The sequence below is a fragment of the Bradyrhizobium sp. CB1015 genome (assembly GCF_025200925.1).
GTDB lineage: Bacteria > Pseudomonadota > Alphaproteobacteria > Rhizobiales > Xanthobacteraceae > Bradyrhizobium.
Genome location: NZ_CP104174.1, coordinates 4,253,050 through 4,267,662, shown reverse-complemented (window position 1 = coordinate 4,267,662; position 14,613 = coordinate 4,253,050). Strand labels below are relative to the sequence as shown.

At 64.4% G+C, this 14,613-nt stretch carries 12 protein-coding genes; 4 read left to right on the top strand and 8 right to left on the bottom strand.

The annotated features are described in order from the left end of the window. Positions 1-50: 50 nt before the first annotated feature. Positions 51-953, bottom strand: coding sequence for a ribonuclease Z (locus tag N2604_RS19555; protein ID WP_260369903.1), 903 nt, complete (start codon positions 951-953; stop codon positions 51-53). Positions 954-1,010: 57 nt separating this feature from the next. Continuing rightward, positions 1,011-1,619, bottom strand: coding sequence for a TetR/AcrR family transcriptional regulator (locus N2604_RS19550; RefSeq protein ID WP_260369902.1), 609 nt, complete (start codon positions 1,617-1,619; stop codon positions 1,011-1,013). A gap of 198 nt (positions 1,620-1,817) precedes the next feature. Between N2604_RS19550 and N2604_RS19545 the strand changes: the two genes are divergently transcribed. Further along, positions 1,818-3,062 carry an efflux RND transporter periplasmic adaptor subunit gene (locus N2604_RS19545; protein WP_260369901.1) on the top strand — a complete coding sequence of 415 codons (1,245 nt, stop codon included), beginning with the start codon at positions 1,818-1,820 and terminating at the stop codon, positions 3,060-3,062. Positions 3,063-3,243: 181 nt separating this feature from the next. Beyond that, positions 3,244-6,432, top strand: a complete 3,189-nt coding sequence (locus N2604_RS19540; protein ID WP_260369900.1) for an efflux RND transporter permease subunit — start codon at positions 3,244-3,246, stop codon at positions 6,430-6,432. A 43-nt stretch (positions 6,433-6,475) separates the two neighbouring features. Here N2604_RS19540 and N2604_RS19535 read toward each other — a convergent pair whose 3' ends face one another. The 6 genes from N2604_RS19535 to N2604_RS19510 all read right to left on the bottom strand — a co-directional run bounded on the left by N2604_RS19535 (position 6,476) and on the right by N2604_RS19510 (position 11,503). Further along, positions 6,476-6,988 (bottom strand): hypothetical protein, encoded by a 513-nt coding sequence (locus N2604_RS19535; RefSeq protein WP_260369899.1) that lies wholly within the window; start codon positions 6,986-6,988, stop codon positions 6,476-6,478. An 86-nt stretch (positions 6,989-7,074) separates the two neighbouring features. After that, complete coding sequence (locus N2604_RS19530; protein ID WP_260369898.1) at positions 7,075-7,521, bottom strand: MaoC family dehydratase; 447 nt, start codon at positions 7,519-7,521, stop codon at positions 7,075-7,077. A 388-nt stretch (positions 7,522-7,909) separates the two neighbouring features. After that, a complete protein-coding gene (locus tag N2604_RS19525; protein ID WP_260369897.1) occupies positions 7,910-8,332 on the bottom strand; it encodes a hypothetical protein in 423 nt (140 codons plus the stop codon). 12 nt (positions 8,333-8,344) lie between these two features. After that, the gene (locus tag N2604_RS19520; RefSeq protein ID WP_007592399.1) at positions 8,345-8,566 is read right to left on the bottom strand and encodes a hypothetical protein; all 222 of its coding nucleotides are present in this window, start codon (positions 8,564-8,566) and stop codon (positions 8,345-8,347) included. A 224-nt stretch (positions 8,567-8,790) separates the two neighbouring features. Beyond that, positions 8,791-9,609 (bottom strand): lytic transglycosylase domain-containing protein, encoded by an 819-nt coding sequence (locus tag N2604_RS19515; protein ID WP_260369896.1) that lies wholly within the window; start codon positions 9,607-9,609, stop codon positions 8,791-8,793. A 40-nt stretch (positions 9,610-9,649) separates the two neighbouring features. Continuing rightward, positions 9,650-11,503, bottom strand: coding sequence for an NAD(P)/FAD-dependent oxidoreductase (locus N2604_RS19510; protein ID WP_260369895.1), 1,854 nt, complete (start codon positions 11,501-11,503; stop codon positions 9,650-9,652). A 177-nt stretch (positions 11,504-11,680) separates the two neighbouring features. Between N2604_RS19510 and N2604_RS19505 the strand changes: the two genes are divergently transcribed. Together N2604_RS19505 and N2604_RS19500 are read left to right on the top strand one after the other, a co-directional pair. Further along, positions 11,681-13,306 carry a long-chain fatty acid--CoA ligase gene (locus tag N2604_RS19505; RefSeq protein WP_260369894.1) on the top strand — a complete coding sequence of 542 codons (1,626 nt, stop codon included), beginning with the start codon at positions 11,681-11,683 and terminating at the stop codon, positions 13,304-13,306. Between the two features lie 170 nt (positions 13,307-13,476). Further along, complete coding sequence (locus tag N2604_RS19500; protein WP_260369893.1) at positions 13,477-14,595, top strand: glycoside hydrolase family 172 protein; 1,119 nt, start codon at positions 13,477-13,479, stop codon at positions 14,593-14,595. The last annotated feature ends 18 nt before the right edge of the window (positions 14,596-14,613 follow it).

Genomic DNA, 14,613 nt, shown 5'->3' with positions numbered 1-14,613 from the left:
GCATCTGGGCTGGCAAGCGCTGCATGACGATCGGGTCAGGGGCCGTTTGATCAGACGATGATGTGATCGAAGTCTGCGGCGATCCGGGTGTCCGGGAAGATTCTTGTCGCCTCGGCGAGAATCTCCGCGTCCTCGTAGCGTCCCGACATATGCGTCAGCACGAGCTGTCCGATCTTGTTCGTGGCCGCAAAGGAGGCCGCTTCTACCGCGGTGAGATGGCCGTAATTCCGCGCGGTCGGGGCGTCGCGATCGAGGAACGTCGCCTCGATCACCAGCATGTCGGCACCGGCCACGTATCGCGACAGCCCCTCGGTGGTCTCGGTGTCGCCGATCACGACGAGCTTGCTACCGCCGCTCGGCGGACCCAGGACGTCTTCCGGTTCGATGGCTCGGTCGGCAAGCACGATCGATCGGCCCGCGGCCAACTCGCCGCGCAAGGGACCGTCGGGGACACCGAGCGCAATGAGGCGATCGGGCCGCAGATGACGGCGCGCGGGGCTCTGGAAGACGAAGCCAAAGCTGTCGGTGTCGCGGTGGCGGACGGGAAAACAATCGATGGTGAATTCACGGGCGTCGATGACTGGTCCCTCGGTCAGCGCTGCGAACTCGACGGCGATCGGCGCCCTGCCCGCGCCCCACAGGCCGGCGAGCATGCGGATGACGAGGTCGAGCGTGCCTTGCCCGCCGTGAATGGTCATCGTGTCGGAGCTCTGCCGCAGACCGAGCGTCGAGAACAGTCCGGGGATGCCGAGCACGTGGTCGAGATGCGCGTGGGTGAGCAGGATGCGGTCGAGCCGCCGGAAGCCGGCGCCGCTGCGCAGCAGCTGGCGCTGCGTGCCCTCGCCGCAATCGACCAGGACGCGCTTGCCTGCGGCTTCCACGAGCAGCGCCGGATGGTTGCGCTCCGCTGAGGGAACGCTTGCCGATGTCCCGAGAAACGTCAGGGCGAACATGGTCGCTGCAAATCCAAGAGGTGGCCGAGGCGGCGCGCAAGATGAAGGCAGGCCCCGCTACCGGGGCCTGTCAGATGATTGCGCCTCGACCGCTTGCACCGCTACGCTGGCCACTTGCCGCAGCGCTTCGCGATCGGCGCCCGACGACGCCATCACGCCCATGCCGACCGACACCGCCGAGATATAGCGCGCGAGCGCGGCCGGATCGGCGCTCTCCTTGAGATCGCCTTCGGCCTTGGCGCGGATGAAACGGTCGCGGAGCTGGTCCTCGTTCTGGGCGCGGCGCGCGGCGAGCTCGAAGGGGACGTTTTCTGAGCCGGTGCCGCAGGCGATGCCGCCCTGCACGAGCAGGCAGCCGGGCGGATTGGCAGGATCGGTCTGCTTGTCGGCGATGCCCATCAGCATTCGCTCCGCCACCTCGCGGGCGGTGGGCGCTGCGACCACTTCGTTCATCCAGGCGCCGCGCAGCTTGGTGTAGCGGTCGAGCGCGGCCTTCAGCAGGCCTTCCTTGTTGCCGAAGCAGGCGTAGAGACTGGGCGGATTGATGCCCATGGCCTCGGTGAGCTGGGCAATGGTCGCGCCCTCATAGCCATGGCGCCAAAACACTTCCATCGCCTGGTCCAACGCCATTTCGGCGTCGAATTCCCGGGGGCGTCCCATGCCCATGTGCCTGTCTCCTCGGATCGGCGTTCTGTCGCAGTCTAACGCCGGATCGTATCTATTTGTTCTAGCTTTCTTTTTCTTGTGTCTTCCAATCGTCGCGGTATCGGCGTACAATTTTCTTAGTGAATGGTACATAAGTATCTTGCGCTGCGGTATCCAGCTCCACATCTGTAGTGAACACTACATATCTGGAGCGCGCAAATGCACCCCTCCCAAAATACCTCCCGCACCGGCCGTTTCCGCCGCCTTCTGGGCGGCGTCGCCATCGTGGTCGCCCTCGCCGTGGCCGGCTCGATCGCGACCGGCCGCTATTTTCATGCGGCCCAAGCGACCGCACCGGCGGCCGCAGCTGAACAAGCTGTTTCCGTCACGGTGGCGATGATCGAGCCGCGTCAGACCGTGCTGTGGGACGATTTCTCCGGCCGGCTCGAGGCCATCAACCGCGTCGAGCTCCGCCCGCGCGTCGCGGGTGCGATCCTGTCGGCGAACTTCACCGAAGGCGCGCTGGTGAAGGCCGGCGACGTGCTGTTCAAGATTGATCCCGCCCCTTACGCTGCCGAGGTCGACAAGGCCGCCGCCCAGCTCGAGGCCGCGAAAGCCCGCGTCGTCTTCACCCAGAGCGAGCTCGAGCGCGGCGCCCAGCTCGTCGGCAACGCCGTGGTCACCCGGCGCGACTACGACCAGCGCGACAACGCCAATCGCGAAGCGATCGCCAACGTCAAGGCAGCCGAGGCAACGCTGCAGACCGCAAAGCTCAATCTCGACTACACCGAAGTGCGCGCCCCGGTGGACGGCCGCGTCGGCAAGATCGAGGTCACCGTCGGCAATCTCGTCGCCGCCGGCACCGCCTCCCCGGTGTTGACCTCGCTGGTCTCTGTCAATCCGATCTACGCCTCGTTCGATGCGGACGAAGAGGTGGTGCTGCGCGCGCTGAACTCGATCGCGGATGCCTCCGGCAGCCGCGGCAAGCTCGACCAGATCCCGGTCGAGATGACGACCTCGGGCGGCTTGTCCGCAAAGGGCCACATCCAGCTCATCGACAACCAGGTCAACGGCCAGAGCGGCACCATCCGTGTCCGCGCCGTATTTCGCAACGACGACGGGCGCCTCATCCCCGGCCAGTTCGCGCGGGTGCGCATGGGCCAGCCGAAGCAACAGGCGCTGGTCATGATCGACGAGCGCGCCATCGGCACCGACCAGGACAAGAAGTTCGTGATGGCAGTCGGCGACGACAGCCGCGCCGTCTACCGGCCAGTCACCCTCGGCGGCGCCGTCGATGGGCTTCGCATCGTCACGTCGGGCTTGAAGCCCGGCGACCGCATCGTCGTCAACGGCCTGCAGCGCGTGCGTCCCGGCGCCCTCCTCAAGACGGAGATCGCACGGATGGGTGCGCGAGGGCCGCAGCAAGCGTCAAACCACAGCAACCAGGACGTAGTACAGCGTTAAGTCACGTCATTAAGTCACGTCATTCCGGGGCGCGACGAAGTCGCGAACTACGGTGCGCAATTGCGCACCTGAGAATCTCGAAATTATAGAACGACCAGGACATCACCTCTGGATTCCGGGCTCGCGGGCTCTGCCCGCGCCGCGGAATGACGGGAGAGGTGTCTCGCCCAGGGGCAAGGCCATGAATCTCTCAAAGTTCTTCATCGATCGTCCGATTTTTGCGGGCGTTCTCTCCGTCCTGATCTTCCTCGCCGGCCTGATCTCGCTGTTCGCGATGCCGATCTCGGAATATCCGGACGTGGTGCCGCCCTCCGTCGTGGTGCGCGCGACCTATCCCGGCGCCAACCCCAAGGTGATCGCGGAGACGGTGGCGACCCCGATCGAGGAGCAGATCAACGGCGTCGAGAACATGCTCTACATGTCGAGCCAGGCGACCACCGACGGCGCGATGACGCTGACGGTGACGTTCCGGCTCGGCACCGACCCCGACAAGGCCACGCAGCTGGTGCAGAACCGGGTGCAGCAGGCCGAGCCCCGCCTGCCCAACGTGGTGCGCCAGCTCGGCATCATCACCAAGAAATCGTCGCCCGACCTCACCATGGTCGTGCATCTGCTGTCGCCGAACGGCCGCTACGACATGACTTACTTGCGCAACTACGCCGTGCTCAACGTCAAGGACCGGCTGGCGCGGATCGACGGCGTCGGCGACGTGCAGCTCTATGGCGCCGGCGACTATTCGATGCGGGTCTGGGTCGATCCGCAGAAGGCGGCCGAGCACGGCCTGACTGCAAGCGACATCGTGCGGGCGATCCAGGCACAGAACGTCGAGGCCGCTGCCGGCGTGGTCGGCTCCTCTCCGAACGTCAAAGGCATCGATCTCCAGCTCTCGGTCAATGCGGAAGGCCGGCTCGCCAACGAGGAGCAGTTCGGCGACATCGTGGTCAAGACCGGCACGCGCGGCGAGGTCGTGCGTCTGCGCGACGTCGCGCGCATCGAGCTGGGAGCTTCCGAATACGGCCTGCGCTCGCTGCTCGACAACAAGCAGGCGGTGGCGATTCCGATCTTCCAGGCGCCCGGCTCTAACGCGCTGCAGATTTCCGACAATGTCCGCGCCACCATGGCGGAGATCAAGAAGAACATGCCCGAGGGCGTGTCCTACCAGATCGTCTACGACCCCACCCAATTCGTTCGCTCCTCGATCGAGGCTGTGATCCACACGCTGCTGGAGGCAATCGCGCTGGTGGTGCTGGTCGTGATCCTGTTCCTGCAGACCTGGCGGGCTTCGATCATTCCGCTCCTGGCCGTGCCGGTGTCGATCGTCGGCACGTTCGCGGTGATGCACGTGTTCGGCTTCTCCATCAACGCGCTCAGCCTGTTCGGCCTCGTGCTCGCCATCGGCATCGTCGTCGACGACGCCATCGTCGTGGTCGAGAACGTCGAGCGCAACATCGAGGCCGGGCTGTCGCCGCGCGATGCCACATATCAGGCGATGCGCGAGGTTTCGGGTCCGATCATCGCAATCGCGCTGGTGCTGATCGCGGTGTTCGTGCCGCTCGCCTTCATCTCCGGCCTCACCGGGCAGTTCTACAAGCAGTTCGCCCTAACGATCGCGATCTCGACCGTGATCTCCGCCATCAACTCGCTGACGCTGTCACCGGCATTGTCGGCGCTGCTGCTCAAGGGCCACAACGAACCGAAGGACCGGCTGACGCTGATCATGGAAAAGAGCCTCGGCTGGTTCTTCCGCGGATTCAACAAGGCATTCACGCGTTCCTCGGACAATTACAGCGGCACCGTCGGCAAGGTGATCTCGGGCAAGGCCGCGGTGATGGGGCTCTATGTGGTGCTGGTCGGGCTGACGGCGTTTCTGTTCCAGCAGGTGCCGAGCGGCTTCGTGCCCGGCCAGGACAAGCAGTACCTCGTCGGCTTCGCCCGCCTGCCCGATGGCGCCACGCTCGACCGCACCGAGGAGGTGATCCGCAAGATGAGCGACATCGCGCTGACCCAGCCCGGTGTCGAGAGCTCGGTGGCCTTCCCGGGCCTGTCGATCTCCGGCTTCACCAACTCCTCCAACGCCGGCATCGTGTTCTCGACACTGAAGCCGTTCGACGAACGCAAGGATCCCTCGCTCAGCGGCCCCGCGATCGCGGCCGAGCTGAACAAGAAATATGCCGGCATCCAGGAAGCCTTCATCGCCATGTTCCCGCCGCCGCCGGTCAACGGCCTCGGCACCATCGGCGGCTTCAAGCTGCAGATCGAGGACCGCGCCGGTCTCGGCTATGACGCCCTGAACGAGGCGACCAACGCCTTCATGGCGGCGATGCAGAAGGCGCCTGAGATCGCCGGCGTGTTCTCCAGCTTCCAGGTCAACGTGCCCCAGCTGTTCGCGGACATCGACCGCACCAAGGCGCTTCAGCTGGGCGTGCCCGTGACCGAGGTGTTCAACACGCTGCAGATTTACCTCGGCTCCTACTACGTCAACGACTTCAACAAGTTCGGCCGTACCTATTCCGTCCGCGTCCAGGCCGACGCGCCGTTCCGAGCCCGCGCCGACGACATCCGGCAGTTGAAGGTGCGCTCGTCGTCCGGCGACATGGTGCCATTGTCGGCGCTGCTCAAGATCCGCCAGAGCGCGGGGCCGGAGCGCGCGATCCGCTACAACGGCTTCCTGTCCTCCGACATCAACGCGGCGGCCGCGCCCGGCTTCTCGTCGGGACAGGCACAGGAGGCGGCGGCCCGGATCGCCGCGGAGGTGCTGCCGCCGGGCTTTGCCTTCGAATGGACCGATCTGACCTATCAGGAGTTCATCGCCGGCAATTCCGGCATCTGGGTGTTTCCGCTGGCGATCCTGCTGGTGTTCCTGGTGCTGGCGGCGCTCTATGAGAGCCTGACGCTGCCGCTCTCGATCATCATGATCGTGCCGATGGGCTTGCTCGCCGCGATGTTCGGTGTCTGGATCTCCAAGGGCGACAACAACGTCTTCACCCAGATCGGCCTCATCGTGCTGGTCGGCCTCTCCGCCAAGAACGCGATCCTGATCGTCGAATTCGCGCGCGAGCTCGAATTCGCCGGCCGCACGCCGCTCCGGGCTGCGATCGAAGCCAGTCGCTTGCGGCTCCGCCCGATCCTGATGACGTCGATGGCGTTCATCATGGGCGTGCTGCCGCTGGTGCTCTCGACCGGTGCCGGCTCGGAGATGCGGCGCGCGATGGGCGTTGCCGTGTTCTCCGGCATGATCGGCGTCACCGTGTTCGGCCTGTTCCTGACGCCGGTGTTCTACGTGCTGCTCAGAACCGTCACGGGCATGAAGCCGCTGACCCACCACGGCAGCGACATCAGCGCGGCGCCGGTCCAAGGGCTTGCCGAGTGAACAGCGTCCCGCCGCGCACGCGGCGGGACCAACATCGGAGCGACTACTTCCGGTTCTCCTCGCAGAACTTCAGCGCCGCCAGCGCCTCGCCGGCCCGCGGGATCTGCATCTCGATGCTGTCATCGTCGTCGTCCTCGAAATCGAGCGTGAGGCGCTTGGCCTTCGCGAGGCGGTCCATGATCGACTGGTCGTATGCGAAGATGCCGCGCACCGTGGTCTTGTCCATGACCTGCCACTTGGCCTTCTTCATGATATCGGCGTCGTCGGTGCCGACATCGGCCCGAAGGATCTCGCCGACCTTGTCCCATTCCCAACCGTCGTAGATCATCACGATCACGATCGCCTGCTCGGAATAGGTGATCACGATGACGTAGTCGCGGTTCTCATCATCCTTGTCCTTGTAGCCGCGGCTGGCATTGCAATGGGTGTCCTGCGTGCGCTTCTCGATGGTCCAGTCGCCGACCTTGGATTGTTGCGCAAGCGCGGGCCTCGAGCCCAGGACGGTTGCGCTCGAGGCCCAAGCGAGAATTCCGGCAGCGAGAAGAGATCGTTTCATATCGGCCTCCAGCGCATTCCCCGCGCCGAGATGACCACCTCCGCCGTCGGCTCGCAAGAGGCCGAGGCGAACGGTCCGCGGCCGTTCTATCCACGCCGCGGCACGATCGCGATGGGAGTGAAGGTGTAAACCTCCTCGCCGTTCTGGTTGAACATGGTCCACTTCACCAGCGCGATCCCCTGCGGCTTCGATTTCGACGGCGTCAGACTCATGACCTCGCCAACCAGATGCAGGCGGTCGTTGGGCCGCACCGGCATGGTCCAGCGCAGGCCGTCCACACCGGCGCCGATCAGCGGATGCGGGCCGAACGGACGGGTCTGGATCGCAAGGTTCATGGCGATCGCGGCGGTATGCCATCCCGAGGCGGCAAGCCCCTTGAACAGGGTCTGCTTCGCCGCCTCGTGGTCGAGATGCATCGGCTGCGGATCGAATTCGGCGGCGAAGCGCTTGATGTCGGCCTCGGTGACCGCGACTTCGGGGGATTTGAACCGCATGCCAATGGTGAGATCGTCGAACCACTCGACCTGCGCCATGATTTTGCCTCGCAATATGATGTGCCGCTCCCGAAGAGACGGCTCAAAATCGCCTGAGCCATGCGGGATATAGCGGGCCCGCAGCGCACAAACCAGCGCAAGGTTCCTCACGAAACCCCTTTCCAGATGCGACGAAACACGCCTGAAACAGATGGCCGCTTAAGTGGTTGTCAAAATAAATACAGGGACGGCCACCATGCAGTTCATCCTCGACCTGATCTACGAATATTCCTGCTGCCAGAACCTCGTTGCCCAGCCGCTACGGGAGGACGAGCGATGATCGAGCTGATCTCAGCCCTGCTCGCACTGTGCAGCATCGGCGTCTTCGCGGCGCATGCGCTCGACGCCTACCGCACCACGCATTCCTGATCATTTTCCTCTTCCGAGGCTAGAAAGGCCTCCGGTAGAAGTGCTCGGAATGGGTCGCCGGCGGAAACCGATTGGCGAGCGCAAGCGCCCCGTTCTCATCCGTCTCGAGCGCAATCTTCTGCGCCAGCATCACGTCGCCCGGCACCAGGAAGCCTGACGGGACGAAGCACCACCCCATCGTCGCACGTCCGTCACTGTCGATCTCGTGGACGTTTGCGGCGGTGCCGTAGTGGATGCGATAGGTCCTGCCGGTGTCGCAACCGACGACGTCGAAATACCGGTATTGCTCGAATTGCGCGCGCTGCGCCGGCGACAGCCATTCGGCCAGAAGCCGGCGGCCGCGGGCATCCGGCGTATTCTCGCCGAAGAAGCGGCGATAGAGTTCACGCAGCGCATGCAGGCGCGCACGCGCCGGCGCGCGGAGCCAAACTGCCGCGATCATGAGCAGCTCAGATCAACCGCCGACCAGGCGCGGATAGAACAGCGTTTCCTGCGCGGTCGGATCGAACGATCGGATCCGGGTCACTTCGCCGGGTCCGGTTCGCAGCGCGGCGGTGAAGCCGGCTCCGGTCAGCTCCCGAAAGCGCCGTTCGGCTCGCGCCAGCGCTTCGGCATTGCCAGGGTCAAACTCGTGGCGCGTATCGCCCGTCTGGTCCATCACGATCTGGGTAGCCATGTTGAGTCTCCTCATGCCCAGCCCTGAACTTGATCAAAGCAAACCTCATGCCGTCGGTTCCCGATGGCAACAACTTTCTCGCGTCGGCGCATCACGCCTTGCTGAGCAGCCCCGAGCGCGATGAGATTGTCATCGCGCTTCAGGCTATTGTTTAAGCATGATCTTTTCGGAAGACCGCTGCAAACCTTTTTTGCTAACGCGGCCCTTCGGGGCCGGATCATGCTCTAGCGCGAGGCGGCGGTGCTCCCGCCCTCGTCGATTTGTCGGCCCATCAGCGCGATTGCCTTCTGATAGACGCCAGCGGCATTCCAGGCCTCGATCGCAGCGAAATTCGGCTCGCCCGGCTGGTACCCGGCTCCCGCGCGCCAACCATGGGCTTTGAGGAAATTCGCCGTCGAATTCAGCGCATTCGCAGCAACTTCGAGATTGCCGGTGCCGTAGGCCAGAATGTTCTTGGGCATGAACTGGGTCTGGCCGACCTCGCCATGCATGGAGCCGCGGGTTGATCCCGACAGCGTGCCGCGGTCGATCAGCTTCAAGGCGGCATAGAGCTGGTCGGTGAAGAATTCGGGACGGCGGCAGTCATAAGCGAGGGTCGCGATCGACGACAGCATATTCTGGTTGCCGCGCTGACTGCCGAAGCCGGTCTCCATGCCCCAGATCGCGATCAGCGGCCCGGGCGGGACGCCGTAGCGCTGCTGGATCGAAGCGAACAAGGCGGCCTGCGACTGCTTGAGCTGCCGGCCCTTGGCGACGATGCTGGGTGCGCCGCGCTTGGCCAGGAACTGATCGAGCGTCAGCGAGAAGCTGCGCTGGCCGCGGTCGGCCGCGATGGTGGCGCTGGCGTAATTGGTCTGCATCAGCGCCGACAGTGCGGTAGGACCGATGCCCTTGCCCTGCGCCTCCGCGCTGAACTCGCGCTTCCAAGCCTCGAAGCCGGCCGGCGAGCTGCCGCATTGCGCGGCCTCGGCGGAGGATGCCAGGCAACCGAGCAGCGTCATTGCGCCAAGAACCGCTCCCGCAACAGCCCTGCCCCTGATCATGCCCAACCTCTCCTGTCCTGTACCGCTTGGCGGCGCAATCTTAGCCGGCGAAACGCGCCGACTCCATGGCCTGATCATAGGACAATTCGAGGCCATCCAGATTGCCTTCCTTGCGCCATTTCTCGAGCAGCCGCAGGAATGCCACCGGCCCGCGCCAATATTGGCTGTTTCTTGCCGCGATCGGATCGAACACGCCTTCGTTGTTGTAGTAACCCGGTGTGCATTCGGCGAGATAGGTCTGCCGGCCGAGTGCGGCCTTGACGACCTCCTCGACCCAGGCGTTCTCGGCGGCATGCGTCGGCTCCAGGGTGCGTACCTTGCGCCCGCGCGCCTCCTTGATGACATAGGCGATGTGCTGCGACTGCTCGTCGATGATGTGCGGAAAATTGGCGCTCTGGCCGGCCTGCACGGTGACGATCAGGAAGCAGTTCGGAAAGCCGCGGCTGTAGAAGCCGTGCAGCGTCTTGACGCCGTCCTGCCAGCGCTCGGACAGGCTCATGCCGTCGCGGCCATAGACCTCGAAGCCCATGCGGCGCGCGTAATCGGTGCCGACCTCGAAGCCGCTGGCATAGATCAGGCAGTCGAGCTCGTAGGCCTTGCCGTCGACGACGACGGCATTCTCGGTGATGCGTTCGACGCCCTTCCCCCCGGTATCGACGAGATGCACGTTGGGACGGTTGAACGTATCGAGATATTCGTCGTGGAAGCAGGGGCGCTTGCAGAACGCCTTGTACCAGGGCTTGAGCGCAGCCGCGGTCGCCCCGTCCTTGACCACCGTGTCGACGCGCGCGCGGATCTCCTCCATCTTGCGGTAGTCGGCCTGCTCGATCACCTTCAGCGCCTCCTCCAGCGAGGTCACCGGCTGGGGTTGCCGGCGCGGTGCCAGCAGGATCTCGCCGAGCAGGCCGGTCCAGCCGTCCTGCACCAGATCCTGCTCGAACGGCTCGCCTGAAATCACGGCGGTAAAATTGTCCATGCGCTCTCGCTGCCAGCCTGGCTTAAGGCTCTGCGCCCAGGCCGGGTCCGTCGGACGATCGTCGCGAACGCCGATCGCGGACGGCGTCCGCTGGAACACATAGAGCTCCTTGGCCGAGCGGCCGAGATGCGGCACGCATTGCACGGCGGTGGCGCCGGTGCCGATGATGCCGACGCGCTTGTCGGCAAGACCGGTCAGACCACCGTCCGCATTGCCGCCGGTGTAGCCGTAATCCCAGCGGCTGGTATGAAAGCTGTGCCCCTTGAACGTCTCGATGCCGGCAATGCCCGGCAGCTTCGGACGGCTGAGCGGTCCGCCGGCGAGGATGACGAAGCGTGCGCGGATCTGGTCGCCACGATCGGTCTCGACCAGCCAACGCGCCTCATGCTCCTGCCAGGACATCCGCGAGATCACGGTCTGAAACAGCGCGCGCTCGTAGAGCCCGAAATGCCGACCGATGCGGCGCGAGTGCTCGTAGATCTCCGGCGCCCGCGCATATTTGCGCACCGGCATGTAGCCGGTCTCTTCCAGCAGCGGCAGATAGATATAGCTCTCGGTATCGCAGGCAGCGCCGGGATAACGATTCCAGTACCAGGTGCCGCCGAAGTCGGCGGCCTTTTCCACGATACGAAAATTCTCGACGCCGGCCTCGCGCAATCGCGCGCCACACAGCAGGCCGCCGAAGCCACCACCGACGATGAGCACTTCGGTCGCTTCGCTGATGGCTGCGCGCGCAAAGCCGGGATCGGCCCAGGGGTCATCGAGATAACGGCCGAACTCGCCCGTGACCTCGACATACTGCGCCTTGCCCTCGGCGCGCAGACGGCGGTCGCGCTCGTCGCGATAGCGGGCACGGAGGGCGGAAATATCGACCGTAGATGCGCCGGTTGCATCGGTCTTGTGTCTTTCCGCTGACATTCGATTCCTCCCGCGCATGCTGCTTCGCCGGCAGCTCACCGCACGTTAGCGCCGAAAAAGCGCGGCATGCAATCACGCTGATTGTTTTTTGCGTGAACGCTGCGTGACGTTCCGCTAACCTCAAGCGCAAATCACAAGCCTAGGCCATGCAACGACGTGGCAATCCGGAGGAAAACCATGCAGGGATTGATGATGGACATGCCGCTGCTGATCAGCGGCCTGATCCAGTATGCGGCCGACTATCATGGCGAAGCCGAGATCGTCGCACGCGAGATCGAGGGCGACATCCATCGCTATACCTATGCCGAGGCCCATCCGCGCATCAAGCGCATGGCGCTGGCGCTGAAGCGGCTCGGCATGAAGCAAGGCGACCGCGTCGGAACGCTGGCCTGGAATACGCACCGGCATTTCGAGATGTTTTACGCCGCGCCGGGCATGGGCTACGTGCTGCACACCGTCAATCCCAGGCTGTTTCCCGAGCAACTCGTCTACATCATCAACCATGCCGAGGACCGCCTGCTCTTCATCGACCGCGCCACGCTGCCGATCGTGCAGGCGATCGCGCCGCAGCTGAAGACGGTCGAGGCCTATGTTGTGATGTCCTCGCGCGAGCGGATGCCCGAGACGAAGCTCGCGAACGTGCATTGTTACGAAGAGCTTCTGGGACCCGAGAACGATGCCGGCTTCGTCTGGCCGGAGTTCGATGAGAAGTCCGCCTCGACGATCTGTTACACTTCGGGCACGACGGGCAATCCCAAGGGCGTGATCTACTCGCACCGCGCCGCGATCCTGCAAACCATGACCGGCTGCAACTTCGACTTCCTTGCGGGACACGTCGAAGGCGTGCGCGAGGTGATGATGCCGATGGCGCCGCTGTTCCACGGCAACGGCTGGAACATGCCTTTCACCGCGCCCTATACCGGCTCCAAGCTGGTGCTGCCCGGCCGCAACTACGAGCCGGACAAGCTCTATGAGTTGCTGGAAGGCGAGAAGGTGACGCTGTCGGCGGGCGTGCCGAGCTTCTGGCTGATCCTGCTCGATTGGCTCGGGCGGACCGGCAACAGATTCTCGACCTTGCGCGCGACGTTGTCGTCGGGCTCGGCCCCGCCGCGCGCGATGGTCGAGAAGCTCAAGCGCGAGTACAATGTCGATTACATCCAGGCCTGGGGCATGACCGAGGCGCTCGGCTGCTCGATGCCGGGCCTGCGGCCAGGCTCGGAGCATCTCAGCGAGAAGGAGAGATTCGACCGCCGCCAGGTCTCAGGCCGCGCCTGCTTCGGCACGCATTTGCGCATCGTCGACGACGCCGGCGTCGAGCTGCCGCGCGACGGCAAGACGGTCGGGCATTTGCGCGCCCGCGGGCCCTGGGTCGCCTCCGGCTACATGAAGCTGGACGAAGGCCTCGACCGCGACGGCTGGCTGATCACCGGCGACATGGCCGTGATCGACCCGCAAGGCCATGTCACGCTGACCGACCGCTCCAAGGACGTGATCAAGTCCGGCGGCGAGTGGATCTCCTCGATCCAGCTCGAGGACATCGCCCTGTCCCACCCCGACGTGCTGCAAGCTGCCGTCGTCGCGATCAGCCACGAGAAATGGCAGGAGCGCCCCCTGCTCCTCGTCGTCCGCAAGAAGGGAGCGACGGTCGACGGCAAGACGCTGCTCGAGCACATGCGTCCGAAGATCGCGAGCTGGTGGCTGCCGGACGCCGTCGAATTCCTCGACGAATTCCCGATGACCGGCACCGGCAAGGTGCTGAAATCAGCGCTGCGCGAGCGATTCAAGGAGTATCGCGTCGCATGAGCCGCGCGCAAAGGCGTCGACCTTGTAGCCCGGATGGAGCGCAGCGTAATCCGGGATTCTTGCCATGACGCACGACCCCGGATTGCGCCGCGTGAACACGATCATCTTCACGTTTTGGTCAATTCGAGCGCGATATACCGGGTCATCGCTAACCCCGCACCGAGGGCATCATGACGTTTTCCGGATTGGGCATGCAGCTCGGCAATCTGTCGCGCCTGTCGAATGCGCTGACGCGCTCGATCAGCCCGGAGAACTTCACCGGAGAGAAGGGCAAAGGCGGCATGTCCGTCGACGGCCCCGCCGCGCGTCAGGCACGCGATCTCGGCCAGGGCTGGAAGGTCTCTCCTTACGTCATCATCGAGCCCGGTGCGATCTTCACGCTCGCCGACATCCAGGGCCAAGGCGCGATCCAGCAGGTCTGGATGACGCTGGCGCGCGGGCGGCTGCGTCACTCTATCCTGCGCGTCTATTGGGACGACCAGGAACAGCCGAGCGTCGAATGCCCGGCCGGCGACTTCTTCGCCTGCGGTTGGGAGGAGTTTGCACAGGTTTCCTCGCTCGCGGTCTGCGTCAATCCCGGCCGCGCCTTCAACTGCTATTGGGAAATGCCGTTCCGCAAGCACGCGCGCTTCACGCTGGAGAACCGCAGCGAGGAGCAGCTCACGGTCTACTACCAGATCAATTATGTGCTTACCGACGTGCCCGAAGATTGCGCCTATTTCCACGCACAATTCCGCCGTACCAATCCGCTGCCTTACAAAGAGGTGTACACCATCCTCGACGGCATCACCGGCGCCGGCCAATACGTCGGCACCTACATGGCCTGGGGCGTCAACAACAACGGCTGGTGGGGCGAAGGCGAGATCAAGTTCTTCATCGACGGCGACGGCGAATTTCCAACCATCTGCGGCACCGGCACCGAGGACTATTTCTGCGGCGCGTACAATTTCGACCCCTACGTCGCCCATTCCGGCCAGGGCCCCGCACAGCAGTCGCGCTACCAGGAATTCACCACGCCGTATTCCGGCCTGCCGCAGGTGATCCGTCCCGATGGTGTCTACAAATCGCAGCAACGTTTCGGTCTATACCGCTGGCACATTCCCGATCCCATACGCTTCCGCTCGGACCTCCGCGTGACGATCCAGGCGCTCGGCTGGCTGCCGGGCGTCAAGGAGGCAAAGTATCTTCCCTTGCAGGACGACATTGCCTCGGTGGCGTTCTGGTACCAGACGCTGCCGACCGCGCCGTTCCCCAAGCTGCCTGATCCGGACTATCTCGAAATTGGCTAGCTGCCGTCCATCGATCAA

Bases quoted from the DNA above. Each gene is read 5' to 3' on its own strand.
- N2604_RS19535 (WP_260369899.1), bottom strand. From the start codon at position 6,988: ATGAAACGATCTCTTCTCGCTGCCGGAATTCTCGCTTGGGCCTCGAGC.
- N2604_RS19530 (WP_260369898.1), bottom strand. From the start codon at position 7,521: ATGGCGCAGGTCGAGTGGTTCGACGATCTCACCATTGGCATGCGGTTC.
- N2604_RS19550 (WP_260369902.1), bottom strand. From the start codon at position 1,619: ATGGGCATGGGACGCCCCCGGGAATTCGACGCCGAAATGGCGTTGGAC.
- N2604_RS19525 (WP_260369897.1), bottom strand. From the start codon at position 8,332: ATGATCGCGGCAGTTTGGCTCCGCGCGCCGGCGCGTGCGCGCCTGCAT.
- N2604_RS19540 (WP_260369900.1), top strand. From the start codon at position 3,244: ATGAATCTCTCAAAGTTCTTCATCGATCGTCCGATTTTTGCGGGCGTT.
- N2604_RS19520 (WP_007592399.1), bottom strand. From the start codon at position 8,566: ATGGCTACCCAGATCGTGATGGACCAGACGGGCGATACGCGCCACGAG.
- N2604_RS19500 (WP_260369893.1), top strand. From the start codon at position 13,477: ATGACGTTTTCCGGATTGGGCATGCAGCTCGGCAATCTGTCGCGCCTG.
- N2604_RS19505 (WP_260369894.1), top strand. From the start codon at position 11,681: ATGCAGGGATTGATGATGGACATGCCGCTGCTGATCAGCGGCCTGATC.
- N2604_RS19545 (WP_260369901.1), top strand. From the start codon at position 1,818: ATGCACCCCTCCCAAAATACCTCCCGCACCGGCCGTTTCCGCCGCCTT.
- N2604_RS19510 (WP_260369895.1), bottom strand. From the start codon at position 11,503: ATGTCAGCGGAAAGACACAAGACCGATGCAACCGGCGCATCTACGGTC.
- N2604_RS19555 (WP_260369903.1), bottom strand. From the start codon at position 953: ATGTTCGCCCTGACGTTTCTCGGGACATCGGCAAGCGTTCCCTCAGCG.
- N2604_RS19515 (WP_260369896.1), bottom strand. From the start codon at position 9,609: ATGATCAGGGGCAGGGCTGTTGCGGGAGCGGTTCTTGGCGCAATGACG.